General features: G+C 60.1%; 20 protein-coding genes and 1 riboswitch. Of the genes, 7 read left to right on the forward strand and 13 right to left on the reverse strand.

What is annotated here, in order from left to right:
* Window positions 1-288: 288 nt before the first annotated feature.
* A complete protein-coding gene (locus J5278_RS29365; RefSeq protein ID WP_209185577.1) occupies window positions 289-2,493 on the reverse strand; it encodes a TonB-dependent siderophore receptor in 2,205 nt (734 codons plus the stop codon).
* A gap of 387 nt (window positions 2,494-2,880) precedes the next feature.
* Between J5278_RS29365 and J5278_RS29370 the strand changes: the two genes are divergently transcribed.
* From J5278_RS29370 to J5278_RS29390, 5 genes are read left to right on the forward strand one after another with little or no spacing between them, the layout of a single operon-like run.
* On the forward strand, window positions 2,881-3,717 hold the full coding sequence (locus J5278_RS29370) for an ABC transporter ATP-binding protein (protein ID WP_209185578.1): 837 nt from the start codon (window positions 2,881-2,883) through the stop codon (window positions 3,715-3,717).
* 8 nt (window positions 3,718-3,725) lie between these two features.
* The gene (locus J5278_RS29375; protein ID WP_209185579.1) at window positions 3,726-4,745 is read left to right on the forward strand and encodes an iron ABC transporter permease; all 1,020 of its coding nucleotides are present in this window, start codon (window positions 3,726-3,728) and stop codon (window positions 4,743-4,745) included.
* Window positions 4,742-5,794 (forward strand): iron ABC transporter permease, encoded by a 1,053-nt coding sequence (locus J5278_RS29380; RefSeq protein WP_209185580.1) that lies wholly within the window; start codon window positions 4,742-4,744, stop codon window positions 5,792-5,794. The genes J5278_RS29375 and J5278_RS29380 overlap by 4 nt, the downstream gene beginning before the upstream one ends.
* Before the next feature lie 54 nt (window positions 5,795-5,848).
* A complete protein-coding gene (locus J5278_RS29385) occupies window positions 5,849-6,772 on the forward strand; it encodes an ABC transporter substrate-binding protein (RefSeq protein ID WP_247749370.1) in 924 nt (307 codons plus the stop codon).
* A gap of 51 nt (window positions 6,773-6,823) precedes the next feature.
* Window positions 6,824-7,729, forward strand: coding sequence for a MurR/RpiR family transcriptional regulator (locus J5278_RS29390; RefSeq protein WP_209185582.1), 906 nt, complete (start codon window positions 6,824-6,826; stop codon window positions 7,727-7,729).
* Between the two features lie 47 nt (window positions 7,730-7,776).
* On the opposite strand, the gene thiD is transcribed toward J5278_RS29390, so the two are convergent.
* The 6 genes from thiD to thiC are packed head-to-tail and all read right to left on the reverse strand — an operon-like array spanning window position 7,777 to window position 13,004.
* Window positions 7,777-8,592, reverse strand: coding sequence for a bifunctional hydroxymethylpyrimidine kinase/phosphomethylpyrimidine kinase (gene thiD / locus J5278_RS29395; RefSeq protein WP_209185583.1), 816 nt, complete (start codon window positions 8,590-8,592; stop codon window positions 7,777-7,779).
* Window positions 8,589-9,212, reverse strand: coding sequence for a thiamine phosphate synthase (locus J5278_RS29400; RefSeq protein WP_209185584.1), 624 nt, complete (start codon window positions 9,210-9,212; stop codon window positions 8,589-8,591). Before J5278_RS29400 ends, thiD begins: the two co-directional genes overlap by 4 nt.
* Entirely contained in the window at window positions 9,209-9,982 is a 774-nt protein-coding gene (locus J5278_RS29405) for a thiazole synthase (RefSeq protein WP_209185585.1), read from the reverse strand. The genes J5278_RS29400 and J5278_RS29405 overlap by 4 nt, the downstream gene beginning before the upstream one ends.
* A 3-nt stretch (window positions 9,983-9,985) precedes the next feature.
* Entirely contained in the window at window positions 9,986-10,186 is a 201-nt protein-coding gene (gene thiS, locus J5278_RS29410; RefSeq protein WP_209185586.1) for a sulfur carrier protein ThiS, read from the reverse strand.
* The gene (locus J5278_RS29415) at window positions 10,183-11,169 is read right to left on the reverse strand and encodes an FAD-dependent oxidoreductase (protein WP_209185587.1); all 987 of its coding nucleotides are present in this window, start codon (window positions 11,167-11,169) and stop codon (window positions 10,183-10,185) included. The genes thiS and J5278_RS29415 overlap by 4 nt, the downstream gene beginning before the upstream one ends.
* Window positions 11,169-13,004 (reverse strand): phosphomethylpyrimidine synthase ThiC, encoded by a 1,836-nt coding sequence (gene thiC, locus J5278_RS29420; protein ID WP_209185588.1) that lies wholly within the window; start codon window positions 13,002-13,004, stop codon window positions 11,169-11,171. Before thiC ends, J5278_RS29415 begins: the two co-directional genes overlap by 1 nt.
* Before the next feature lie 94 nt (window positions 13,005-13,098).
* Window positions 13,099-13,210: riboswitch (TPP riboswitch) on the reverse strand.
* A 358-nt stretch (window positions 13,211-13,568) separates the two neighbouring features.
* Here thiC and J5278_RS29425 point away from each other — a divergent pair.
* Together J5278_RS29425 and J5278_RS29430 are read left to right on the forward strand one after the other, a co-directional pair.
* The gene (locus J5278_RS29425) at window positions 13,569-14,309 is read left to right on the forward strand and encodes a hypothetical protein (protein ID WP_209188066.1); all 741 of its coding nucleotides are present in this window, start codon (window positions 13,569-13,571) and stop codon (window positions 14,307-14,309) included.
* A 91-nt stretch (window positions 14,310-14,400) separates the two neighbouring features.
* Window positions 14,401-15,051 carry a hypothetical protein gene (locus J5278_RS29430; protein ID WP_209185590.1) on the forward strand — a complete coding sequence of 217 codons (651 nt, stop codon included), beginning with the start codon at window positions 14,401-14,403 and terminating at the stop codon, window positions 15,049-15,051.
* Window positions 15,052-15,168: 117 nt separating this feature from the next.
* Here J5278_RS29430 and J5278_RS29435 read toward each other — a convergent pair whose 3' ends face one another.
* The 6 genes from J5278_RS29435 to ptsP form a co-directional block, all read right to left on the reverse strand.
* Window positions 15,169-16,452: a dihydrolipoamide acetyltransferase family protein gene (locus J5278_RS29435; protein WP_209185591.1), complete on the reverse strand. Its 1,284-nt coding sequence runs from the start codon at window positions 16,450-16,452 to the stop codon at window positions 15,169-15,171.
* A gap of 3 nt (window positions 16,453-16,455) precedes the next feature.
* Window positions 16,456-17,454, reverse strand: coding sequence for an alpha-ketoacid dehydrogenase subunit beta (locus J5278_RS29440; protein WP_142825011.1), 999 nt, complete (start codon window positions 17,452-17,454; stop codon window positions 16,456-16,458).
* Window positions 17,454-18,488 carry a thiamine pyrophosphate-dependent dehydrogenase E1 component subunit alpha gene (locus J5278_RS29445; protein ID WP_280636342.1) on the reverse strand — a complete coding sequence of 345 codons (1,035 nt, stop codon included), beginning with the start codon at window positions 18,486-18,488 and terminating at the stop codon, window positions 17,454-17,456. Before J5278_RS29445 ends, J5278_RS29440 begins: the two co-directional genes overlap by 1 nt.
* Before the next feature lie 2 nt (window positions 18,489-18,490).
* Window positions 18,491-19,816, reverse strand: a complete 1,326-nt coding sequence (locus tag J5278_RS29450) for an NAD(P)H-dependent oxidoreductase (RefSeq protein ID WP_209185592.1) — start codon at window positions 19,814-19,816, stop codon at window positions 18,491-18,493.
* A gap of 199 nt (window positions 19,817-20,015) precedes the next feature.
* Window positions 20,016-21,032 carry a sugar-binding transcriptional regulator gene (locus J5278_RS29455; protein ID WP_257623518.1) on the reverse strand — a complete coding sequence of 339 codons (1,017 nt, stop codon included), beginning with the start codon at window positions 21,030-21,032 and terminating at the stop codon, window positions 20,016-20,018.
* Window positions 21,033-21,150: 118 nt separating this feature from the next.
* Window positions 21,151-23,115 carry a phosphoenolpyruvate--protein phosphotransferase gene (gene ptsP / locus J5278_RS29460; protein WP_209185593.1) on the reverse strand — a complete coding sequence of 655 codons (1,965 nt, stop codon included), beginning with the start codon at window positions 23,113-23,115 and terminating at the stop codon, window positions 21,151-21,153.
* Window positions 23,116-23,117 lie beyond the last annotated feature (2 nt).

Raw genomic sequence — 23,117 nt, forward strand, 5'->3', positions numbered from 1 at the left:
CATGTCGCACTTGGAAATGGAATGTACCGGCTACACACAGAAAAATTCGTAATAAGTATTATGGAACTCCTACGCAATTGAGAATGCAGGTTCTGAGTAGCCGTCCGTTTGACAAACGAGGATCCAGCGGTCTGTTCGGCAATGCTGATGGTTGCTGCCGCGCCGATAAGGCCAGCAGCGCGCGCCCGTAGTCCGCGTCAGGAAAGCGGACTACGGAAATAAGCCGAAGAGGCCGATGGAAGGCTGCCGTCAAGCCAACCATCGACAAGCGATCGTCTCAGCCACCTGTCAGAACTGGACGCTTGCCGTCAATACCGCGCTGAAAGGCTCGCCGATCTGGTTTCCCAATGCCGTCGTGCCGATCGATGATGTGTAATAGGTTTTGTTGAATATATTCTTGAGGTTGAGCTGGAGCGTCAACGGGCGGTCGTTCTTCCAGGTGTAGGCTGCAAATGCGTCAGCCACCATATAGCCCGGCAGGTAATAGGCGTTCGTGTTGATCCCGGCACGCCGCCCAACAGCGCGAACACCGCCTCCAAGCTTCAGTGAATCACCACGGCTGTCGATCTCGCCAAAATCGTAGGTGAGGTAAAGCGAGCCTGTATGATGCGGTACATTGACCGGCTCGTTTCCGGCGTAGTCGGGGTCCTCGAGGATCCGCGCGTGCGTGTAGCCGTAGCTTGCAATGAAACTCATCTCATCGGTGATTTCGCCCGCCAGATCGGCTTCGATGCCGCTTGCCCGCACGAGGCCTGCCGTCTTCACGACCGTATCGCCAGTCGCCGGATCGAGGCTGGAATAAGCGACATTCTTCTTGTCGCTGGTGTACAGCGCGACGTTCGCGGTGATGCCGTCAAGCAGGTCGAATTTGGCACCGACCTCATAGGCCACGCCTTCTTCAGGATCGAGATTGCCGTAATAGCTGGCGATGGAAGATTGTGGCCGGAACGTCTTGGCAGCATTGGCGTACAGCGAGAAGTCCGGGGTCACCTTGTAGACAATCCCACCCCGTGGGACGAAAGAAGTACCAAAGCTGTCGGTATTCTCGTTAAAAGGACGCCCTTTGCCGGCCATCAGGTCATAATACTGATAGCGAAAACCGCCCACCAGGGTCCATTGATCGTTGAGATGCAAAGCGTCCTGAGCGTAGAAGGAAGCTGTAGAGATCTGCTCTGTCTGGTCACTGTCGGCAGCCGATACGGTGGTGCATTCCGGTAGCGTGCCGTAAGTCGGGTTATTGATATTGAACCCGGTGCGATTGGCGCAACGGATCAGCTTGGTCCGGAGCGTATCCGCATAATCGTAGGACGTCCCGAACAGCAGTTCATTTCGGAAACCGGCAATATCGACGTCACCGGACAGATCGGTGCGAACGGCGTGATTGTAGATAGTCGAGCCCTGCGTGGCATCCGCGCGTCGCGTCAGGATCCCCGTCGCTGCGTTATAGGAGATGACGCGTGCCTGGTTATCCGAATAGGTATTGATGCTGTAGGTGTAATCGAATGTCAGCTTCCAGTCGTCGCCAAGGTCGCGCTTGACGTGGACAGACGCAAGGTTCGATTGCCCCTTGCTGATGTTATAGGGTTCGTCGAAGCGGATCTTCGGGTCGACATCGACGGCATGGCCGGTGGCGAGATCGAAGATCGTCCCGCGGTCGAAGGGGACGCTATAGTCTTCATGCGTGTAGGAGACGGTCACTTCGGTATCTTCACCGGACCATGTCAGCGATGGCGAGAGCACCCAATCCTTGTTGACGCCAAAATTGCGCCAGTAGTCGACGTGTTTGTAGTCTCCGACGAAGCGATAGCTCAAATCGGTGCCTTCGATCGGGCCTGTGAAATCAAACCCTGCAGATCCACCGCCGAAGCTTGAAACGCTGGTATAGGTCTTGCCGCTGAAAGTCTGTTCCGGTTTCTTCGTCACGACGTTGATCATGCCGCCGGGATCGAGGATGCCGTAAAGTGTCGACGCCGGGCCTTTCAGAACTTCGACACGATCGGTCGTCGCATTGAAGCTGCGAGACATCGCGGTTTTCATGCCATCGATGAGGATCGAACCGTCCCTGTTGTCCCCGAAACCGCGGCGGATGATGGATTCTTGCGTGCCGCCAAGCGTATTCGACTGCGCAACACCGCTGATATTCGCAAGTGCATCGTCCAGCGACCGCGCATTCTGGTCTCTCAGGACGTCCTGGCTGACAACGTTCACGGCCTGCGGGATATCGAGCAGAGGTGTATCCGTACGCGTCGCGGTTACGGTGGAGATCGGTTGATAGCCCTGCGTCGCGGCATTGCTGCCTTTACCGACGACGATCGGCTTCAGCACGGTGTCGCCCTTTATCCGGCTCTCCTTGGGCAATACATCGGTCTCTGCCGTTGCAGCCGGTTGAGCGTCTTCGCCGAATGCCGGATAGGCGGCGCAGGCAGCCAGCGCCAAGGCAGTCGCCCTCAGGATATTGGGACCGTAGCGCCCTGCGGCTCGCCGTTCAATCATGTCGTACCCCCATATCCTTGCGGATATCTTCGTCAGAATTACCCCTTGCCCGCCTGCAAGCCGATGGCAGGTATGATTTCATGAATGTAGTAGTCAACTTTAATTGCTGGAATATCCGCAATTTTATGCCCGGCGTGCTCGCCTGCGTTCCCGTTGCCGTCAGGCTCTCGACCCTGAGATACCCCTAATATATAAATAGAAGCAATGTGTTGAGCGTGCGCCTATGGGAGAGGTGAGCCGCGATATGGCTGTCACGCAGGCACAACCAACAACGGCAATCGCATCTTTTCGAATTTAAAATTGACTACTACACTCAAGAATTCTCTTTCTCGCGCGGTTTCGAGACGGTAGGAGAGGTCGGATTTTTAAAACAGGACTGCCGCGGGCATGACGGACAGATTGAACTCGAACGCTCGAGGAGCCGGGCAAGGGCATCCCCTCTCCGCACGCGACGTCTCTGCCGGCTACGGACGGCAGACAGTCTTATCCGGAATATCGCTCGACATCGGTGCAGGCAAGCTGACCGCGCTGGTTGGCCCCAACGGCTGTGGCAAGTCGACCATGCTGGCGACCATCGCCCGCCTGATGAAGCCCAGCGCTGGCAATGTGCTTCTGGAAGGACACGACATTCACGTTTTACCGACGCGGTCGGTGGCGAGGAAGCTGGGCCTTCTGCCGCAAAGCCCCGTGGTTCCGGAAGGTTTGACGGTCTATGACCTCGTGTCGCGCGGCCGCCATCCGCATCAGGGCTTTCTGAAACAGTGGACCGACAAGGACGAGCAAGCGGTCAGGCAAGCACTCGAGGTTACAGACCTTTCCGACCTCCTCCACCGGCCGGTGGACAGTCTTTCCGGCGGTCAGCGGCAGCGGTGCTGGATCGCCATGGCTCTCGCGCAGCAAACCCCGGTTATCCTGCTGGATGAACCGACGACCTATCTGGACCTCCACTATCAGGTGGAGGTCATGGAACTGCTGAGGCATCTCGCCCAGGATCACGACCGGACGATCGTCGTCGTGCTGCACGACCTGAATTTCGCCGTCCAGTATGCCGATTGCGTCGTCTTCTTGAAAAACGGGTCCATTCGGCACATTGCGGAGGATCCCGGTACCTGCACTGCCGAACTCATAGAGGACGTCTTCAGCGTGCAGGTCATTCGACTGACCCATCCGCAGACTGACAAACCGGTTTTCGTTCCTGCCCATGGCACGGGGCCGATCACGTGAATTATGTCATGTCCTCGGATACCAGGCGCCAGCCCTCAAGCGGGATTCGCGTTGGCCTTGTAACGGGCGCGCTTCTCCTGGCGATCCTCACACTGGCCTGCATCCATGTGAGTATTGGCGCCCGACCGGTTTCACCGCTGACCTTTTTTCAAGCGGTCTTCCATTTCGATCCCGCTAATTTCGATCATCAGCTGCTGGTCAAGTTGCGATTTGCACGCCTGGCAGCCGCCCTCCTCGTCGGTGCGGCACTCGGCGTCTCCGGGCTTCTCCTGCAGGGGCTGCTGCACAATCCGCTGGGTGAGCCTCATATTCTCGGCCTCAATGCCGGTGCCGCACTGGCGGTCACAGCGACAAGCAGTGTGCCTTTCCTGTCTGGTGGTCTCAGTCGCCCACTGATCGCGTCCGTTGGCGCAGCCACCCTGTTTATTCTTGTGCTGGCAGTGTCTTCCGCTGGTCGCTCCGGCCCGACGATGCTCAAGGTTACCTTCTGCGGCATCGCACTGTCTTCGCTGGCCTCGTCCATCACCTCGGCCATACTGCTTTTCGACGAGGAGACGCTGCAATCCCTGCGTTTCTGGCTTGCGGGCGATCTGGCCGGCGTCAGCTACGGCACTATTGCCGCAGCGCTCGGGCCGATAGCTGTTGGCCTCCTGCTTGCGTTTTTCATTGGCCCACGGCTCAACGCCCTGGCACTCGGCGATATCGTGGCGAAGGCGCTCGGCGTTCCGATCTGGGCGACACGGTTCATTGGCCTCTGCGCAACGGCAATTCTTGCCGGAACTGCTGTCTCCATCGCCGGGCCGATCGGGTTTGTCGGCTTGATCGTGCCTGCCATCGCACGATGGTCTGCCGGCGGAGATGCGCGCATCGCCCTGCCGCTTGCCGCACTTCTCGGTGCCGCGTTGCTCGTCGCCGCCGACATAGGCGCGCGCACGCTGTTCACGCCCTACGAATTGGCAACCGGCATCATGACCGCCATGCTGGGAGCGCCTCTCTTCGTCGCCATCGCCTCGCGGGCTCTCAAATGACCGGTTACGACACTCCGAACCCGCACATAGTCGTCAGCGGTCCGTTTTTCTCGAGACGCATTCATGTGGCCACCTCGATCACCATTCTGGGCCTGGCATTCGGCACAGTTTGCCTGACCCTGTTTGCCATCCTTGCCGGAAGCCAGCCGATAGACCTCAGGGATGCTTTCGATCTCGTCGTGGATCCTGCGCGCCTCAGCAGTCAGACCATGCGCATCTTGTGGGATCTGCGCCTGCCACGCGTTTTCCTGGCACTGATGGTCGGCGCCATGCTCGGGCTTGCCGGCACGGCAATGCAGACCCTGACGCGCAACGGACTTGCCGATCCGGGCCTGCTTGGCGTCAAGGAAGGTGCCAGCGCCGCAGCGATCGTCTTTTCGCTGTACGCCCCTTTTGCCGGGCTTTACGGGCGGACTGCTGCCGGCATGGCGGGCGGGCTTGCCATTGCGCTCATTGTTGTTCTGATCGCCCGCGGCGTGACCCGCATGCGCTTCGTGATGGTCGGCATCGGCACGTCCTGGCTTGCAGCCGCAGTCGTCTCCGTCATCGTCACGACTGCCGATATCCGCGATGTCCAGGCGGCCCTTGTATGGCTTGCCGGAAGCCTGAACGGCGCTTCGTGGGAAGCGGTACCGATCGCTTTTGCCGCGATGTTCATGGGTGCCAGCCTGCTCTTCCTGACTGCAGGCGCAGCCGATGCCGCGATGCTCGGCCCTCAGGCAGCAGCAGGCCTCGGCGTGTCGCTGAAAACACTCGCAATAATAAGGTTCACGGCACCTGTGCTGCTGACGTCTGCCTGTGTGGCGCTGGTTGGAAGTCTTGGCTTCGTGGGTTTGATCGCACCCCACCTCGCCCGGCTTTCGGTTCGTGGCAGCCAGGGCGGGTTGCTGGGCGCAAGCGCGCTCTATGGCGCGGCGCTGGTTCTAGCCGCAGACACGATCGGGCGGGCCGCATTTGCTCCACACCAGTTGCCGGCCGGCATCGTCATGTCGATCGTCGGCGTCCCCGTTCTCTTGACGCTTCTCTGGAAACGCCGCGGTCAGCTTTAGGATGACAGAATGAAAAGATCTTCCGCATTTGCCGCCGCCATCATCGCTCTGTCGATGGTCTCGTTTACTGCAGTCCAGGCAGCAGAAATGCGCTCCTTTACCGACGACGCCGGCAGGGTTGTCGAAGTGCCGAAGCGCCCACTTCGGATCGTCTCGATGCACGACCTCGATATCACCATACCGCTCATTGAACTCGGCGCACCACCCGTCGCCAGCCATGGCCGTGCCGGCGTCGACGGCAAGCCATATCTGCGCTCGAGCCCGATCCTGACAGGTGTGGATTTCGACAATTCCGGCATTCAGTACATTGGCGCTGTCACCGCCGACATGGAGGCTGTGGTCGCGGCAGGACCAGACCTTATCATCACCGAACCGGGGCGCACGACGCCCGTCGAACAACTCGCTAAAATAGCCCCGACAGTCGTCATCGACGATACCTCGGGCGGGGCGCCGCACATATACGAGAAACTTGCCGACCTGACGGGAACTCAAGGCCGCCTTGCGGTGCTCGACCGGCGCTACAAGGTCCAGATAGAGCAACTGAAAAAGCTGGTGGATACCTCCAAGGTCACCGTCTCCGTAATGCAGGCGCAGAATGGCAAGGTGAGCATCTACCACACCTATCGTTCGCTTGGTCGTGTCCTTCGAGATGCCGGTTTCAGGTTCCCCGAGATCATCGACAGCATTCCGGAGGGCGGCCGCGTGGAAGTCAGTGCCGAACGACTGCCGGAGCTCGATGCCGACTATATCTTCGATACATATCGGTCGGATATCGGCGGCACGCCTGCAGACGAGATCGCTGCCATGAACAAGATACTGCCGGACTATTGCCGCTTCCTCGCAGCCTGCCGCGAAGGCCGTTATATTGTCCTGCCCAGGGAGGAAGCGATCTCCAATTCATACGCGGCCCTTTCGCTGATGGTCTCCGTCGTCCAGTCTCAAATTTCAGGCCGGCAGCCACCGATGCCGTCGAAATAGAACCGCTTGGGACAAGAGGGCGCTTTGGCCTTCAAACTTTGGGAATAGACTATGCCAAAAGAACCAGATGGCGCGCCTGGCAGGACACGGCGGCCGCGACGCATCGATCGCTTTGGCGAAAGACTGAAGAGCCGCCGAGGGTCTCTTTCGCCAAGCCTGATCAGCGTTGTGGACTATATCGATCAGCACCGCCACGCGGTCCTTGGAAAATCTGCGCTCGAAATTGCCGCTGATACCGTGACCTCGGATGCAACCGTCATCCGCGCGATCCAGGCGCTCGGATTCGAAGGCCTCATCGACCTCAAGGATACGCTAGAGTCTCATATCGGCGAAACAGACTCGCCTTCCGAAAAGATGGCCGCGACGACGGAGGCACTCGACAGCGGCGCGGATGCCGCGATCGATTTTGTCATCGACGATCATCGAAAGGCGATGGCGGCACTAGCGGAACCCTCCAGTCGCGAGGCGCTTAAACTGGCGGTGCCCCTGCTTCTCGAGGCACGATCCATCGGGGTGTTCGGGATAGGCGCGTCCGGTATCATTGCAAGCTACGCTTCCCGCCTTTTCCATAGAAACGGCTACCGGTCCTATACGCTGAACGCTACAGGGATCGCTCTTGCCGAGCAGTTGCTGTCAATGGAAAGCGGTGACGCGCTCATTATGATGGCATATGGCCGACCACATCGCGAGGCCATGGCCACGATCGGCGAAGCCAAGCGTCTCGGCATCCCCATCGTCATGCTGGTAGGACAGCCCGACACCGTGTTGCGTCGGCATGCGGATGCATCGATCGTCATTCCAAGGGCGAAGACGGAACACGTCGCCCTGCACGGCTCCACCATGGTTTGCATCGAAGCGCTGATGCTGGCGCTGGCCACAGTTGCGCGCGACAGGACATTGAGATCGCTTGATCGCCTCATCGACTTGCGCAACGCCGTGAGGCCGAGCAAGAAATAACGCCGCGATATAATCGGCTCCTGAAGTTTGCGGTTGCGCTCATTGGACTAAGCGCCTCCCAACTCCTTCCATTGGGCATAGAAATGGTGCACCGGACCGCGGCCCTTTCCTATCCGCAGATCTCTTGAAGCGGCTAGGGCTGCGTGCACGTATTCTTTCGCCATTCCGACAGCGGTCGGCAGATCGTGTCCGTGGGCGAGTTGGGCGGCAATGGCTGCTGACAGGGTGCAGCCGGTTCCGTGACCATTGAGTGTTTCGAGACGCGGTGATCTGAAGGCATGGAAGGTGCCGTCGATGGTCAAAAGGGTGTCGACGCATTCGCTACCCTTGCCATGACCGCCTTTGATCAGCACCGCACGTGCGCCCTCGTTGCGCATCTGCAGTGCCTGCCGTGCAACCTCTTCCGGCGTTTCTGCCACCGGCAGGCCCGTCAGGATTGCTGCCTCGAAGAGGTTCGGCGTTATGATATCGGCTCGCGGCATCAGTGCCAGTTTCAACTCAGCCACCGCATCGTCGCGGAGCAACCTGTCTCCGGATGTTGCCACCATGACGGGATCGAGCACGACAGGTCTGTCGAAGCCCCGAAGGCCCTCGGCAACGGTCCGGATCGTGTCCTCGCGCGACAGCATGCCGATCTTGATCGCGTTGACGACGAGATCAGCGAGCACCGCCTGCATCTGGGCTGCAACCATGGAAACGGAGATATCCTCTATGGCCGAAACGCCCAACGTGTTCTGCGCAGTGACGGCGGTCAGCACGCTTGCGCCGTAAACGCCGAGGGCGGAGAATGTCTTGAGGTCCGCCTGGATACCGGCGCCGCCGCCGCTGTCCGATCCGGCGATGGTAAGGGCTATCAGCGTCATTTCTCGATTTCCCCAAGTCTCCACGGTGCCGTTGCTGCAAGCCATTGCCGTGTCCGGCCTTCCGGGTCTTCATGAAGGGTGATGTCGGTAACGACAGCTGCGCACGCAGCCCCATGCTCCAACACCAGCGGTGCCCGCTCGGCAGTGATGCCGCCGATGGCAACGAGGGGAAGATCGCCAATCCGGCGCTTCCATTCGGCAACCCGTTCGATCCCCTGTGGTTGCCATTTCATCTTTTTGAGGATGGTCGGCCAGACCGGCCCAAGCGCGACGTAATCCGGTCGAGCGTCAAGCGCCGTGTCGAGTTCGGCGACATCATGGGTGGAAAGCCCGAGCTTCAACCCGGCCGCGCGAATGGCGGCAAGGTCTGCCCCGGCAAGGTCCTCCTGTCCGAGATGGACGAAGTCGCATCCCTCGTCGATCGCCAGCTGCCAGTAGTCGTTGACGACAAGCTGGCATCCGTGAGCCAGGCACACGGCCCTGGCGCGCCGGATTTCCCGCCGCAACTCGGTCTCAGACTTGTCCTTGACGCGCAACTGCACGAGTTTCACGCCGAGCGGCACCAGGCGCTCGATCCAGTCGGCACTGTCGTCGATGAGGTAGAAGGGATCGAGCCTCATTGAAACACCGCCTTGCCGATGACGGGCGTCGAGGGAACGGCCATGTCACGCGGCTCCAGCATGCCGGACAGATAGGCAAGCCGCCCCGCATCGACTGCTTTCGCGAACGCCTCGGCCATGACAGGCGGATCGCCGGCCATGGCGACGGCGGTGTTGAGCAGCACGGCGTCGTAACCCAGTTCCATGACAGCAGCGGCATGCGACGGCCGTCCGAGGCCGGCATCGACGATCAGCGGGATCGCGGGGAAGGCCGCCCTGAAGGCAACGAGCGCCGACGCATTGCGCGGACCCGCCGCCGAACCGATTGGCGCGCACCAGGGCATCAGCACCTGACAACCAGCGGCCAGCAGTTTTTCCGCAACGACGAGATCGTCCGTCGTGTAGGGAAAGACGCAAAACCCTTCGTCGGTGAGGATCCGCGCTGCTTCGACAAGCTCGAACACATCCGGCTGCAGACTGTCGTGATTGCCGATGACTTCCAGCTTGATCCAGTCTGTCGCGAAGATCTCCCTTGCCATCCTGGCAGTCAGAATGGCCTCCGAGGCACTATGGCATCCGGCCGTGTTGGGCAGGACACGCACCCCGAGTTGACGGATGAGTTCGAAAAATGCGCCTCCGGTTCTGCCGCCGGAGGTTTCGCGGCGAAGCGACACCGTGACGATCTCGGCACCCGACCGCCTGACCGCTTCGCCCAGCACCGCCGGCGACGGGTAACGCGCCGTTCCGAGCAGCAGGCGCGACGACAGTTCGGTATCGTAAAGTTTCAGCATCGATCAGCCCCCCTGCATGGGCGACAGGATTTCGATCCGATCGCCGTCTTCGAGGCGCCTGTCCGCCCTATCCTCGCGGTGCACGAGATCGCCATTGACTGCTGTGGCCAGCCACTCGCCTTCGTATTCCAGCACGGCAAGTAGCTCCGCCAGCGTTGCCGCCTGCAGAGCCTGGGCTTCACCATTGACGATGAGTTGTTTCATCGGGAAAACTCCTTCCTGGTGGACATGCCATTGGAAAGGCGTGTTGCGGCCTTCACGGCCATGGCGGGCGCCAGCAGAAAACCGTGGCGGTGCATGCCGGCAATCGCCAGCCCCTCCCCGGTTTCAACCACGCGCGGGACATTGTCCGAGAAAGCCGGACGGATGCCGACACCGGTTTCCACCAGCCGCGCCTCGCCGAAGGCTGGGTGAAGCGCATACGCCGTGTTGAGCAATTCCATCAGCGAACGTGCCGAAATCGGCCCGTCATCCTCCGTCTCGATCATCGTCGCGCCAACCATGAAGCGGTGGTTGGCGCGCGGCACGACATAGATGGGATGGCGCGGATGCAGCATCCGCACCGGACGCGACAAACTGATCTCCTCGGTTTCCAGATGCAGCATCTCGCCCCGTACGCCACGCAGCCCGGTAATGTGGGGGATCGCCGCCGGTCCGGTGCAATCGATTGTGGAAGTGTAGTGCCGTTCCGGCAGCTGGCTGGCACCGAAGTAGAACCGGCTGCCACCCCGGCCGAGAGCTTCGGCCAGACGGGTCAACGCCCTCCGCGGATCGAGATGGGCTTCGGACCAAAAAAACAGCGCCTTTTCGAACCGCCCGCCAAGCGATGGCTCGAGCTCGGCGATGCCATCCCGGTCGACCCAGACGTGGCCTGTCGTACGGGAGGCAAACCGGACGAGATCCGGCATGTCGCGCGGCTGTGCCACCACCAGCGTGCCGTTGCGAACGACCTCGCCCGGTACGGCGTCGCTCCACCAGTCTGCAGCTCCCCAACCCAGTGTCAGAACGCTCTCGTCCGCCGCCTCTCTTTCGCAATAGGGCGCAAGCATTCCGCCGGCAAAGGACGATGCTCCGAGCCCTGCCGCATCCCGGCAATCCACAATATCGACTTCATGGCCGCGTTTGCGCAGTTCATACGCGACGGTCAGTCCGGCGACACCGGCACCCCTGACAAGAAACCCCGCCATCAGGCTTCACCGACTATCGTCTCGGCAGGATTTTCCACCGGCATGTAAAGATCGCCGCCGTCACGATAGCGGGCAGCCATCGCCTCCAGCCCCTCCTTCTGCGCTTCGGCACGGATCTCGTGCGAGATCTTCATGGAACAGAATTTCGGGCCGCACATGGAGCAGAAATGCGCCACCTTGTGCGCCTCCTTCGGCAGCGTCTGGTCGTGGAAGCTGCGCGCCGTATCCGGGTCGAGCGAAAGATTGAACTGGTCCTCCCAGCGGAATTCGAACCGTGCGCGCGACAGCGCATCGTCACGCAGGCGTGCGCCCGGATGGCCCTTGGCGAGATCGGCCGCATGGGCGGCGATCTTGTAGGTGATGACGCCGGTCTTGACGTCGTCGCGGTCGGGCAGGCCCAGATGTTCCTTCGGTGTCACGTAGCAGAGCATAGCGGTGCCGAACCAGCCGATCATCGCAGCGCCGATTGCCGACGTGATGTGGTCGTAGCCGGGGGCGATATCGGTGGTCAGCGGTCCAAGCGTGTAGAACGGCGCCTCGCCACAGGTCTCCAGCTGCTTGTCCATGTTCTCCTTGATCTTGTGCATCGGAACATGGCCCGGTCCTTCGATCATCACTTGGCAATCCTTTGCCCAGGCGATTTTCGTCAGTTCGCCAAGCGTCTCCAGCTCCGCGAACTGGGCGGCATCGTTGGCGTCGGCAATCGAGCCCGGACGCAGTCCGTCGCCCAGCGAAAACGTCACGTCGTAGGCGCGGGCGATATCGCAGATCTCGTCGAAGTGCTCGTAGAGAAAGCTTTCGCGGTGGTGGTGCAGACACCACTTGGCCATGATGGACCCGCCACGCGAGACGATGCCGGTCACGCGGTTGACGGTGAGGTGGATGTAGGCAAGGCGGACGCCGGCGTGGATGGTGAAATAGTCGACGCCCTGTTCGGCCTGCTCGATGAGTGTGTCGCGATAGACTTCCCAGGAAAGATCTTCGGCAATGCCACCCACCTTTTCCAAAGCCTGATAGAGCGGCACGGTGCCAATCGGCACGGGCGAATTGCGGATGATCCAGTCGCGGATATTGTGGATGTTGCGACCGGTCGACAGGTCCATCACCGTATCGGCGCCCCAGCGGATCGCCCAGACCATCTTCTCGACCTCCTCCTCCATGGACGAGGTGACAGCAGAGTTGCCGATGTTGGCGTTGATCTTCACCAGAAAATTACGGCCGATGATCATCGGCTCGCTTTCGGGATGGTTGATATTGGCCGGAATGACGGCGCGGCCCTCGGCCACCTCACGGCGCACGAATTCCGGCGTTACGAAATCCGGGATGTGAGCGCCAAAACTTTCGCCATCCCGCAACGAGGCTTCACGGACAGCCTGGCGTCCGAGATTTTCGCGGATGGCAATGAATTCCATCTCGGGCGTGATGATGCCGGCGCGAGCATAGGCAAGCTGGGTGACGGCCCGGCCGGGAGCGGCCTTCAGAGGCGCATCGCGAACGGGAAATTCCGGCGTCAATCGCTCGCCGGTGGCAAAGCCGTTATCCTCCGGCATGACGTGGCGGCCTTCGTAACGCTCAACATCGCCGCGCGCCAGGATCCAGTTTTCCCGCAGGCGCGAAAGACCGCGATCGATCGCAACGATATGGCCTGGATCGGTGTACGGGCCCGAGCTGTCATACACGATAACAGGCGGCTCCCCCGCAGTCGGATGCAGGGAGATTTCGCGCATCGGCACGCGAATGTGGGGATATCGCTGGCCTTCGACATGGATTTTGCGGGAGGCCGGGAATGCGCCCGAGGTGACCGTCGGGCTCTGGTTTTTAGAGGCAATATTCATCGTGAGGCTCCAAGTTTGCGTTTGGAGACCCAGTCCTAGAGCCGGAATGATGGAAGAACGCCGACACGGAATCCGGGATGCGGATCTGTAACTGCAGCAGCGCTTTGCACCGTCCCTACGCCAGTATGAACTGGATCAGGTTCAACGGGTCACTGCGCGCGATAGCAGAATCTCAGCCCCTTGACGGGACACCCCTGGTGAATACGACAAAGCCTATGGCAGCCCGACGAAGGCGTCAAGGGGATGAAAGACGGTACAGTTGGGCACGGTGCGAAGCACAGGCGCGGGGGTTTATGGGAGCTGAACCGGTGGACGTTGAAACTAATGATGCGGGCAGAGATATGCGCTGGCCCGGCGCTGCGTTTTAGGTGCGCGCATCAAGGCCCCTTGCGACGAAGCGCCCCTACACCCACTGGCGCCTCCTGGCTTGTCTACTGAGTGTCATACAAGTGAACCGGAAGACTCTATTTTTGCGAGGAAGGCGTACAATATTGTCCTGATATAGGGTATAATCTGGCGAAATGCCTCGGCTCGGCCGGGCGTTCTTCAGATAGAGGCTGTGCCATGCTTTCTACCATTCGACGGGACCTGAAAGACAATATCGGTGACCAGTTTCGGGGCCTCCGGCATCTCATCCACACGTTGAGCTCCGAGGCACCCGCCATCAGCGTCGCCAACCAGCCATTGCCACCCCTTCCGGCAGAGCTAAGCCGTCTTGTCGGCGGCACTTTGCAGACGGTGGATGGGGTGATGACAACGTTGCAATCGCTCGTCACGCCTTTGCGGGATCTGCGGGCGCCGGAGGCAGGGTTCCGGGAGTTCTCCTTCTACTTCGGTGCAGCGAGCGGAGCAATCTCTGGCGACGAGGACGAACTCACCGACGACCTTTACACGGCGCTCAAGCTCATCACCAAGGGCGTTGGCCCGGCCCGGCTCATCCTGAAAGCGCGCGTCACGGCAGCGGCAAGGCAAGTCATGACGGCGTCCAGAAGCGAGCGATGGACCTTGGACGACCTCGGCACCTGCTGCGCAACAGTTTTCGTCGCGTTTGTAAAGCACGAGCCAATCGCGAGCGTTGGCAATGTCCATGACAGCGAAACCTGGAAACTCTATGCGGCCCTGTCGCTTGCGTTCGCACTTTCGATTTCAGATCGCCTCACGGGAAGCGAGTTTCAGTCGTTTACGCCGGATGCGATCACGGTTTGCAATCTCCGCAGCGAGGTCTTTCAGGAAGCCATCAGGTCCGGCTTGCGAACCGAAGCACTGATTAAAACCTGCACGAGCCTTCTCAGACACCTTCCCTGAAGCTGTGCGCTGAACATTTGACAGTTTCTTATGCATATTGTACAAATTAAGCGCAATATTCGGGATAATTTGTCCTGCCGGAGTTACGCGCTTGGATCTGCTCACCCAGAATGAGATTGCAGCAGAGCCTGATTTCGGACATCGGCTCCGCCAACTCAGATGGTTTCGAAAGTCATTTCGCAGCAGTGCGCAGACGCTATCTGCGCGTTACGGACTGTCTGTCACCATCGACGAGGACAAGCTTGCAAAGGTATTCATCGACTGGGTCGAGGTGCTGGATGCGAAGAAGAGCCTAGCGACTGTGAACCGTGCGGATTTCATCGTTTTTGCCGGCGGTCTCGCATTGAAAGAACTGATCAAGGCGCGGCCTGCGAAAGTCGATCTGGTAGAGGCAAAAAGCGCCGTTCCGGTCCCCGGGATTGTGGCCTTCTGGCCCGAGGGTTTTCTTTACACCAACTATTGCATCAGTGCGGTCATAGCCGTGCATCAGCAGGAATTCCAGTCGACATTGCCCCTGTCGGGCGGTGTCGATGATCTGCGGACCTGGTGGTCGTTCAAGGAGAACACCAGCGAGATGCCTGCCTATGCGGTCGCATTTCTCGACAAGTTTTTTGGCGGCGAGCCCAACTGGGCGACACCTGATCTGCCAGAGATGCGCGTCGGCATGCTCGCCCGGCAAAATGCGGAAAACAAGTTCGATCGGGCCCCGAGCACAGAACGGCTGGTAGCGCCGACCATTTGAGCGCCGCGGCGATCGGCTTCATGATCGCTCAGGCATGGAAGTGAGACTTTTCCTCCAGCCCATCTTCGCAAGGAGACTTTGGGGCATCCGGGTGGATCTGATCCACCCGGACTTGCACTATATGATCATCGCCATCGGCGTTTCGATGTATGTCCTGAAGGCTCCGATCAACTCTGCCGCGAGAGCGCCATCCACTGCACGGTGATCGGTCGATAGCGTCACGGTCATCAGCGTCGCGGGTACCACAGCCTCCCCGGAGATCACGGCGCGTCTTTCTCCGGCGCCGACGGCAAGGATGGTGGCGTGCGGCGGATTGACGATGGCTGCGAATTCGCGAATGCCGAACATGCCAAGATTGGAGATCGCGGCGGTCCCCCCCTGGTACTCCTCGGGCTTCAGCTTACCTTCCTTGGCGCGGGCACCGAGGTCCTTCATCTCGGTCGAAATGACAGACAAGGTCTTTGTCTCGGCATTTCGCACGATCGGCGTGATAAGCCCGCCGGGTACGGATACGGCAACGCCGATATCTACATGCCGATGGACGATCAGGCTGTCGTCAGTCCATGACACGTTGGCATCAGGAACTGCGGCGAGTGCCATTGCGTAGGCCTTGATGACCATGTCGTTGACGGAAAGCTTGTTGGCTGGCTTGCCGCCGATCGGAAGCGTCGAGGAATTCACCTCGGCCCGCAGTTTCAAAAGAGCGTCGATGTTGCAATCGATCGTCAGATAGAAATGCGGTACGGTGCTCTTTGCCTCGACGAGCCTGCGCGCAATCGTCCGGCGCATGTTGCTATGGGCGACGAGATCGTAGCTTCCCTCGGCAAAGAGCTTGCGGGTCTGCTCGCTCGACGGACCGGCAACCACCGGCTTCTGAGCACCGGAAGGCGCGGCAACGGCTTCTTCTTGCTGAACAGGCGGTGCGTAGCCTTCCACGTCGGCGCGCGTCACCCGGCCATTTGGTCCGGATCCGGTTATGCGGCTGATGTCTATCCCGGCATTGCGGGCCAATCGCCGGGCAAGCGGTGTGGCACGGATGCCCTCACCCGCTACCACGGGGCTTGCAGCAGCTTCAACGGATGCAGTCTGCTCCGGAACGGCCTCAGCGTTAATTGCCGGAGGCGCGGCAGGTGCAGCGCTGGAGCCCGGAGAATAAGCCTCGCCTTCTTCGTAGATCCACGCCACCGGCGCTCCCACGGCGATATCCATACCCTCGGCACCCACCACATCACGCAGGATGCCGCTTGCCGGAGCATCGATTTCCATGGCCGCCTTGTCGGTCTCGATCTCGAAAAGCACATCGCCTTTCTTGACCGTGGCGCCGCTTTCAAAAAACCACTTGGATATCCGGCCGGTTGCCATGTCCATGTCAACCTTCGGAAGAATGACTTCGATTGCCATGGCTCAGCGCACTCCCTTCACCAGATCGCGTGCCGCGGCGAGAATGCCGGCGACTTGCGGCACGGCTGCCTTCTCCAGCTCGGGATTGTAAGGAATGGGTGTCTCGGCGCCGCCAAGCCGCACGATGGGCGCATCGAGGTAATCGAAGGCATCGCTTTCAGCGATCATCGCACTGACCTCGGCACCGACACCGAGGGTCTTGACGCCCTCGTAGACACACATCAGGCGGGAAGTCTTCTTGACGCTGGCGATGACGGTTTCCCGGTCCATCGGGCGAATGGTGCGAAGATCAACGACTTCGACATCGATACCCTCGGCCGCCAGCGTATCGGCAGCCTCCAGCGCCTTGTGCACCATGATCGACGTCGCAACAATCGTCAGGTCGCGGCCTTCGCGGGCGATGGCGGCCTTGCCGATCGGCACGATATAGTGGCCTTCGGGAACGGGTCCCTTCATCTTGTAAAGCAGCTTGTGCTCGAAGATCATCACCGGGTCCGGGTCTTCGATGGCCGCCAGCAGCATGCCCTTCACGTCGTGCGGCGTGGCCGGCTGGATGACCTTCAGCCCCGGAACGTGACCGAGCCACGCCTCAAGGCTCTGGCTGTGCTGTGCTGCCGCACCGGTTCCCGAGCCTGCCGGAAAGCGCATGACCAGCGGTACGGAAACCGCTCCACCCAGCATGTAGCGAATTTTCGCCGCCTGGTTGACGATCTGCTCCATGGCCAGTGCTGCGAAGTCGGAAAACTGGAATTCGAAAATCGGACGCATACCGGTCAGGGCGGCGCCCACCGCCACGCCCGCGCCGCCGAGTTCGGAGATCGGTGTGTCCATGACCCTATCAGGACCAAACCGCTCGATCAGATCGCCGGTCACCTGGAAGGCACCGCCGTAGACGCCGATATCCTCGCCCATGAGAAACACGCGTTCATCGGCTTCCATGGCAATCGCCATCGCCTCCTGAATAGCCTGGGAATAGCTCAGCTCTCTCACTGCCGCATCCATTACGACTGCTCCGTATATACGTTCTGTCCGAGATCAGCCATTTCGGGCGATGGGCTGGACTTGGCAAATTCGATGGCTGCCGCAATCTCCTCGCGAACGCTGTCGCGAATACCTGCCAGCGTCGCCTCGTCCGCTATGCCGAATTCGGCCAGCTGCTTCTCGAACATGTCTATCGGGTCGCGATTGGTCATCCAGTCGTCTATCTCGTCCTTCGTCCGGTAGCGGTTGCGGTCGCTCTTGGAATGGCCACGATGCCGGTAAGTCTTGCACTCGATGAGGGATGGCCCCTGACCGGATCGCGCCCTCTCGACGGCAGCCTGCGAGGCTTCCGCAACATCCGACAGGATGTTGCCGTCTACGATGACACCCGGCATCGCATAGCCGGCAGCACGATCGGCAATGTTCGGGACGGCGGTCGAACGCTCTGTCGAAGTCGACATGCCGTATTTGTTGTTTTCACAGACGAAGACGACCGGCAGCTTCCAGACCGCCGCCATGTTCAGCGCCTCGTGGAATGCGCCTTCATTGTTGGCGCCGTCGCCGAAGAAACAGACGACGACCTTGCCCGTTTTCATCCGCTTCGACGTCAGCGCAGCGCCGACCGCAATCGGAATGCCGCCGCCGACGATGCCGTTGGCGCCGAGGTTTCCAGTCGTCACATCGGCGATGTGCATCGATCCGCCGCGACCGGCACAATAGCCGGTCGTCTTGCCGAAGAACTCGGCAAACATGCGCTTCACATCCGCACCCTTGGCAATGCAATGGCCATGACCGCGATGCGTCGAGGTGATCTGGTCTTCGTTGGTCAGCGCCAGGCAGATGCCCATGGCGCTCGCTTCCTGACCGATGGAAAGATGCATGGTGCCATGAATCAGGCCACGCGTATAACTCTCCTCGGCGCCTTCCTCGAACTTCCGGATCAGATGCATCTTCCGCAAGGCTTCCAATAGCTGCTCGCGGCTGAAATTCTTGTAGAGAAAAGGCATGTTGCCTGTTTCAGCAACAATTGCCTCGGCTGTCGGACTGTTTGGCATCCTTAAGCTCCTGCCCCGTAAACAAGCTTGTCCTGACGCGCCCGCAGCGCTGCAATCTTCGAGCCCGGCGCCACTGCCGCGTTGGCATAGGTGATCAGCTCACCCTTTTTGATGGCGGCCGTCACCGTGCCGCCCTGCAGCAAGCCGCAGGGAATGGCCGACGCGCTGCGCGCCTCTGGCGCCGTCATGATCCAGGCGCGGTAGCAATATTCGCCGATTGCATCGAGTTTTTCGCCCGGCTTCATATCCTTCTTGGCGACAGCACAGACCTCTGCGACCGGCTTCGACAGGGGCACCATGTCGGCCTTGCCGTAAAGCACGACGCGCGCGCAGGTCAGCGGCACTTCGAGAGACGTCAGGTGGTAGGGCCGATGGAATGTGAAGTACGGGCCCTTGCCCATCTTCAGGTCTTCCATTCGCTCCGAAATCCGCGGATGCGACATGTCGGCAACGACGAAAACGCCGGGCGCCACACCCTTGCCGATGGAATAATCGACGACTCCGATGCGCGACAGCACGCCACCGTCCTTTTCAGGCACAAGCGTCTTTGCAAGCTGGTCGAGCGTTGCTGCCGGGCCGTGCATGCCGGGTTTGTCAGGAACCAGCCCGGTCGCATTGGCGATTGCCGCCATCTCGACCATCGTCTTCGATCCATCGACGAATTCGACGAGCATACGGACATTCATGTGTCGGCGCGCGGCCTCCTCTGCATAGTCGTCCGGTATGGCATCGATGTTCAGGGGATTGTTCTTTCCCTTGCCGGCCGCAACGATCGGATGCCCCATCGCCGAGACGAATTCGATCAGCTCCATGCAGGAAGACGGTTCATCGCCGGCGCCCAGCGAATAGGTAACGCCAAGCCGCTCGGCCTCGCTCTTCAGGAAAGCCCCAATCGTCACATCGGCTTCGACGTTCATCATGACGAGGTGCTTGCCATTTTCCATGGCGGAGAGGCCGATTTCAGCGCCAACGGCGGGCACGCCGGTCGCATCGATCACGACGTCGATCAGGCCATTCTGCAGGATGAGATTGGCATCGCTGGTGACGGCGATCTTGCCGCTTTCCATCGCCGCCGACAGCGCGCTTGCGCTGTCGGCTTCGCGTGCATGTCCGGTTTCCTGGTAGGCAATGTCGACCGCGCGTGACGCGGCGGGAAGATTGAGATCGCAGATTGCACCGATCTCGATGCCCGTCATATGGGCTACGCGAGTAACGATGTCGGTTCCCATTTCGCCTGAGCCGATCAAGCCGATACGAACCGGACGTCCTGTTTCAGCGCGTGCAATGAGATCACGCGCCAAGCCCGTTGGCGCGACGTTGATAGCCATAGAAACTCCTCCCAAGTTAATTAATGACCGTGTCTTTCAGTGCGACTGTATTCGTACATTTGTCTTTCTGTCAACGCGAATGTTCATTTCGAGACCTCAAAGATGCGCTGCTGCGATCAGGCAACAGCGTCCGCATGCCACCGATGGGGGATCGGCCGGCTCTCGAATTTCACGGATAAATGGGTATTTCAGGCGAGGCTTATGGCGCTTCTGCTGCCAGGAAATCATCCGCGCCCTGCAACAGGCGCCGTGCACTTTCCTCATCGGTGATGAGGACCGTTGGCTGGACAAGGCGCATGGCGCCGAGCATCGATTCGCGCTTGTCTATTCCGCCCGAAGCGAGGATCCGCAAGGGAGTTCGGCGGATACGATCGACCTCGACCGACATGATGAGATTGTTGATCGGATGATCCAGCACATCGCCATTTCGATCGTAAAAATGGAATAGCAGGTCGCCAACCGCGCCCAGCTTTTCCAGTTCGCTTCTCTGCTTCTCGGTAAGAAAGCCGCCGCGATAAAAGGTTGTTGCAGAATCGATGCCGCCGACACTGACAACCACCGCATCCATATTGTCGGCCATGTCCAAAATATCCTGGAGACCGCATCGCTTGATCAGCGCTTCCTTCGTTTCCAGGCTGTCGACCATCGCTGGCGCCGGAATGAGGTAGCCGTCGCCCTGGAACACCTGGGCAAAGCGCCAGGCAAATTCGGCAGGATTGAATCGGCGCGCCTGGCTGACACCGCCCAAAAGCGAAATCACTTTGAAATCCTGAAGATTACGGGCATTGATCGACGAAAGACAGGCAAACAGCGTCCTGCCCCAGCCGACACCGACCGTCATTCCCGGCTTCATCGCGTTAGACAGAAACGCACCGGTTGCTGCACTAATCGTCGGGATTGGGTCCGCTTCCGGATCGGACAAAGGTGCCACGACCACCTGCTCTATTCCGAAGGCGATCTCGAGCGATCGTTCGAGCCCGACGATTTCCGCAAGCTCTCCCTCAATGGCGATTTTTACTTCGTTGCGACTTCGCGCTTCCGCCAGCATGCGAACGACGGTGACGCGCCCGACGCCCAGAATGTCCGCGATGTCGTTCTGGGTCATTTGCTCGACGAAATACATCCAGGCAGCCCGAATGCGCATTCTGTCAGCCCGGTTGCCCGAAGTCTGGCCGGCCGATGGGGCCTGATCTTCTGCGCCTTCGGATTTTGAGATGTCTTTCTTCGAACGTGCCAAGTTGGCTCCCGCGTCTTAGGAAGTAAAAAACTACCCTTAACAACAGTAGGCGCAATTGGAAATCGTCATTACGGTTTCGATATCCGGCTCCGGCAGATCAACCGGCGCTTGCGGAGCCGAGTTCCGAAATGCATTTCTTCGCGCGCGGAATGGAGGCGGAGCTCATGCTGAGTTCGGTCAAACCGAATTTCAGGAACAGCGGGATCAGATCCGGGCGGGCAGCGGCCTCCCCGCACATGCCGACCATGATACCAGCCTCCTTGCCGGCCCTCGCTGCCATCTCGATTGCCGTCAGGACTGCCGCATTGCCGACGTCATTGAGTGCCGCGACCTGCGGGTTCATCCGGTCGGCCGCCATGATGTATTGCGTCAGATCGTTTGTGCCGATCGAGAAGAAATCGACCTCTCTTGCCAGCGACGGCGCAATCATCACCGCTGCGGGCGTCTCGATCATCACGCCGAGAGCGAAGCTCGCAAAAGGCTTTCCTTCGGCGGCAAGTTCGCGCGCGCATTCGTCGATCAGATCCCGCGTGCGCTTGACCTCTTCGATGGTGGATACCATCGGCAACATCACCTTGATATTGCCTTGCGTCGCGGCGCGCAGCAGTGCCCGCAATTGCGGCTTGAAGATATCCGGCCTGTCGAGACACATGCGCACACCACGCCAACCCAGGAACGGGTTCTGCTCCTCGGGAAACACGATGCCCGACACTGGCTTGTCGCCACCGATGTCGAGCGTCCGGATGATGACCGGATCGGGTGCCATTCCCCGCGCTGCCTGCGAATAGATATCGAACTGCATGTCCTCGCTCGGCAATCCGCCGTGCTTCATGAACAGGAGTTCGGTACGGAACAGGCCGATGCCCATCGCACCGGCTTCCTTGGCGGCTTCGAGCTCCTCGATGGAGCCGATGTTTGCGGCAACCTCGATCGGCGTGCCGTCCGCGAGATGCGGCCGCACATCCTTGAATGCACGCAGACGGACTTCCTCATTCGCCGCCGCGTCAAGACGCCGGGCGAACGTCTCGCGTAACGCCGCATCCGGATCGGGATAGATAAGTCCCTTGCCGCCATCGATAGCAACGTCCGTGGCCGAGACGAGGGCATCGATACCATTGCCGAGACCGAGGACAGCCGGAATGCCGTGCGCCCTTGCAATGATGGCGATATGCGACGTGGCGCCACCGTGGGCGCAGATGACGCCCTTGATCAGCTTAACCGGTGCGCGCGCCAGGTCCCAGGCGCCGATATCTTCCGCCAGCACAATGGATGGCTCCGTGATTTCATCGAGGCCGATGTCGCGTTCGCCGGCAAGCGCCAGACAGATCTGTCGCGCAATGGCTTTTACGTCGTCGGCTCTTGCATTCAGATAGGCATCGGAAACGCGACCGAAGGAGGCTGCCGTTTCGTCCGTAACCTTCAAGACGGCATCGGTCGCATCGAGGCCCTCGCCGATCGCAACCACGACGCCGTCGATGATCTCAGGATCGCCGGCAATCTCGACAAGCGCGGAAATGATGCTGCTGTCCGTCTCAGACAGTCCCTTGGCAGCGAGTGCTGCCTCCATCTGCTGTCTGACAGACGAGATCGCCTTCTCGAATCGCTCTATTTCGAAGAGGATTTCATCGTCCCGCAGCCGGCGTTGCACGGGTTTGAACTTCTTCGGAAAATAGCGAAATATCTTCGCCAAGCCGACGCCCTCGCTGGCGGCGATCCCCTGAAGCACGCCGGCGCGCTCAGGCGCAGCAGTGCCGGTAGCCTCGCTGGCAACGGGCGCCGCAGAGGCATTTGTGACGCCGTCGAGACCTGACTCCGGATTCTCCAGGAACTGCACCAGTGCATCCAGTGCTTCGAGTGCGTCGGCGCCGGTGGCTCGCAGGGCGACAGAGTCGTTTTCCTTGACCGCAAGCAGCATCAATTTTACCGAGCTTTTCGCACTGACGACCTTCGCATCCTTGACGATCTCCACTTCGCTCGCAAAGCTCTTCGCCAGCTTGACGAAGCGAGTTGCCGGACGAGCATGAAGACCTTCCTTCACGCGCACAATTGTTGAGCGTTCCATAA

Source organism: Rhizobium sp. B21/90, from assembly GCF_019355815.1.
Taxonomy (GTDB): Bacteria; Pseudomonadota; Alphaproteobacteria; order Rhizobiales; family Rhizobiaceae; genus Rhizobium; species Rhizobium rhododendri.

What these genes read in the sequence shown, in the direction of transcription:
- J5278_RS29365 (WP_209185577.1), bottom strand. Translation starts at nt 2,493, where the DNA reads ATGATTGAACGGCGAGCCGCAGGGCGCTACGGTCCCAATATCCTGAGG.
- J5278_RS29370 (WP_209185578.1), top strand. Translation starts at nt 2,881, where the DNA reads ATGACGGACAGATTGAACTCGAACGCTCGAGGAGCCGGGCAAGGGCAT.
- J5278_RS29375 (WP_209185579.1), top strand. Translation starts at nt 3,726, where the DNA reads ATGTCCTCGGATACCAGGCGCCAGCCCTCAAGCGGGATTCGCGTTGGC.
- J5278_RS29380 (WP_209185580.1), top strand. Translation starts at nt 4,742, where the DNA reads ATGACCGGTTACGACACTCCGAACCCGCACATAGTCGTCAGCGGTCCG.
- J5278_RS29385 (WP_247749370.1), top strand. Translation starts at nt 5,849, where the DNA reads ATGGTCTCGTTTACTGCAGTCCAGGCAGCAGAAATGCGCTCCTTTACC.
- J5278_RS29390 (WP_209185582.1), top strand. Translation starts at nt 6,824, where the DNA reads ATGCCAAAAGAACCAGATGGCGCGCCTGGCAGGACACGGCGGCCGCGA.
- thiD (WP_209185583.1), bottom strand. Translation starts at nt 8,592, where the DNA reads ATGACGCTGATAGCCCTTACCATCGCCGGATCGGACAGCGGCGGCGGC.
- J5278_RS29400 (WP_209185584.1), bottom strand. Translation starts at nt 9,212, where the DNA reads ATGAGGCTCGATCCCTTCTACCTCATCGACGACAGTGCCGACTGGATC.
- J5278_RS29405 (WP_209185585.1), bottom strand. Translation starts at nt 9,982, where the DNA reads ATGCTGAAACTTTACGATACCGAACTGTCGTCGCGCCTGCTGCTCGGA.
- thiS (WP_209185586.1), bottom strand. Translation starts at nt 10,186, where the DNA reads ATGAAACAACTCATCGTCAATGGTGAAGCCCAGGCTCTGCAGGCGGCA.
- J5278_RS29415 (WP_209185587.1), bottom strand. Translation starts at nt 11,169, where the DNA reads ATGGCGGGGTTTCTTGTCAGGGGTGCCGGTGTCGCCGGACTGACCGTC.
- thiC (WP_209185588.1), bottom strand. Translation starts at nt 13,004, where the DNA reads ATGAATATTGCCTCTAAAAACCAGAGCCCGACGGTCACCTCGGGCGCA.
- J5278_RS29425 (WP_209188066.1), top strand. Translation starts at nt 13,569, where the DNA reads ATGCTTTCTACCATTCGACGGGACCTGAAAGACAATATCGGTGACCAG.
- J5278_RS29435 (WP_209185591.1), bottom strand. Translation starts at nt 16,452, where the DNA reads ATGGCAATCGAAGTCATTCTTCCGAAGGTTGACATGGACATGGCAACC.
- J5278_RS29440 (WP_142825011.1), bottom strand. Translation starts at nt 17,454, where the DNA reads ATGGATGCGGCAGTGAGAGAGCTGAGCTATTCCCAGGCTATTCAGGAG.
- J5278_RS29445 (WP_280636342.1), bottom strand. Translation starts at nt 18,488, where the DNA reads ATGCCAAACAGTCCGACAGCCGAGGCAATTGTTGCTGAAACAGGCAAC.
- J5278_RS29450 (WP_209185592.1), bottom strand. Translation starts at nt 19,816, where the DNA reads ATGGCTATCAACGTCGCGCCAACGGGCTTGGCGCGTGATCTCATTGCA.
- ptsP (WP_209185593.1), bottom strand. Translation starts at nt 23,115, where the DNA reads ATGGAACGCTCAACAATTGTGCGCGTGAAGGAAGGTCTTCATGCTCGT.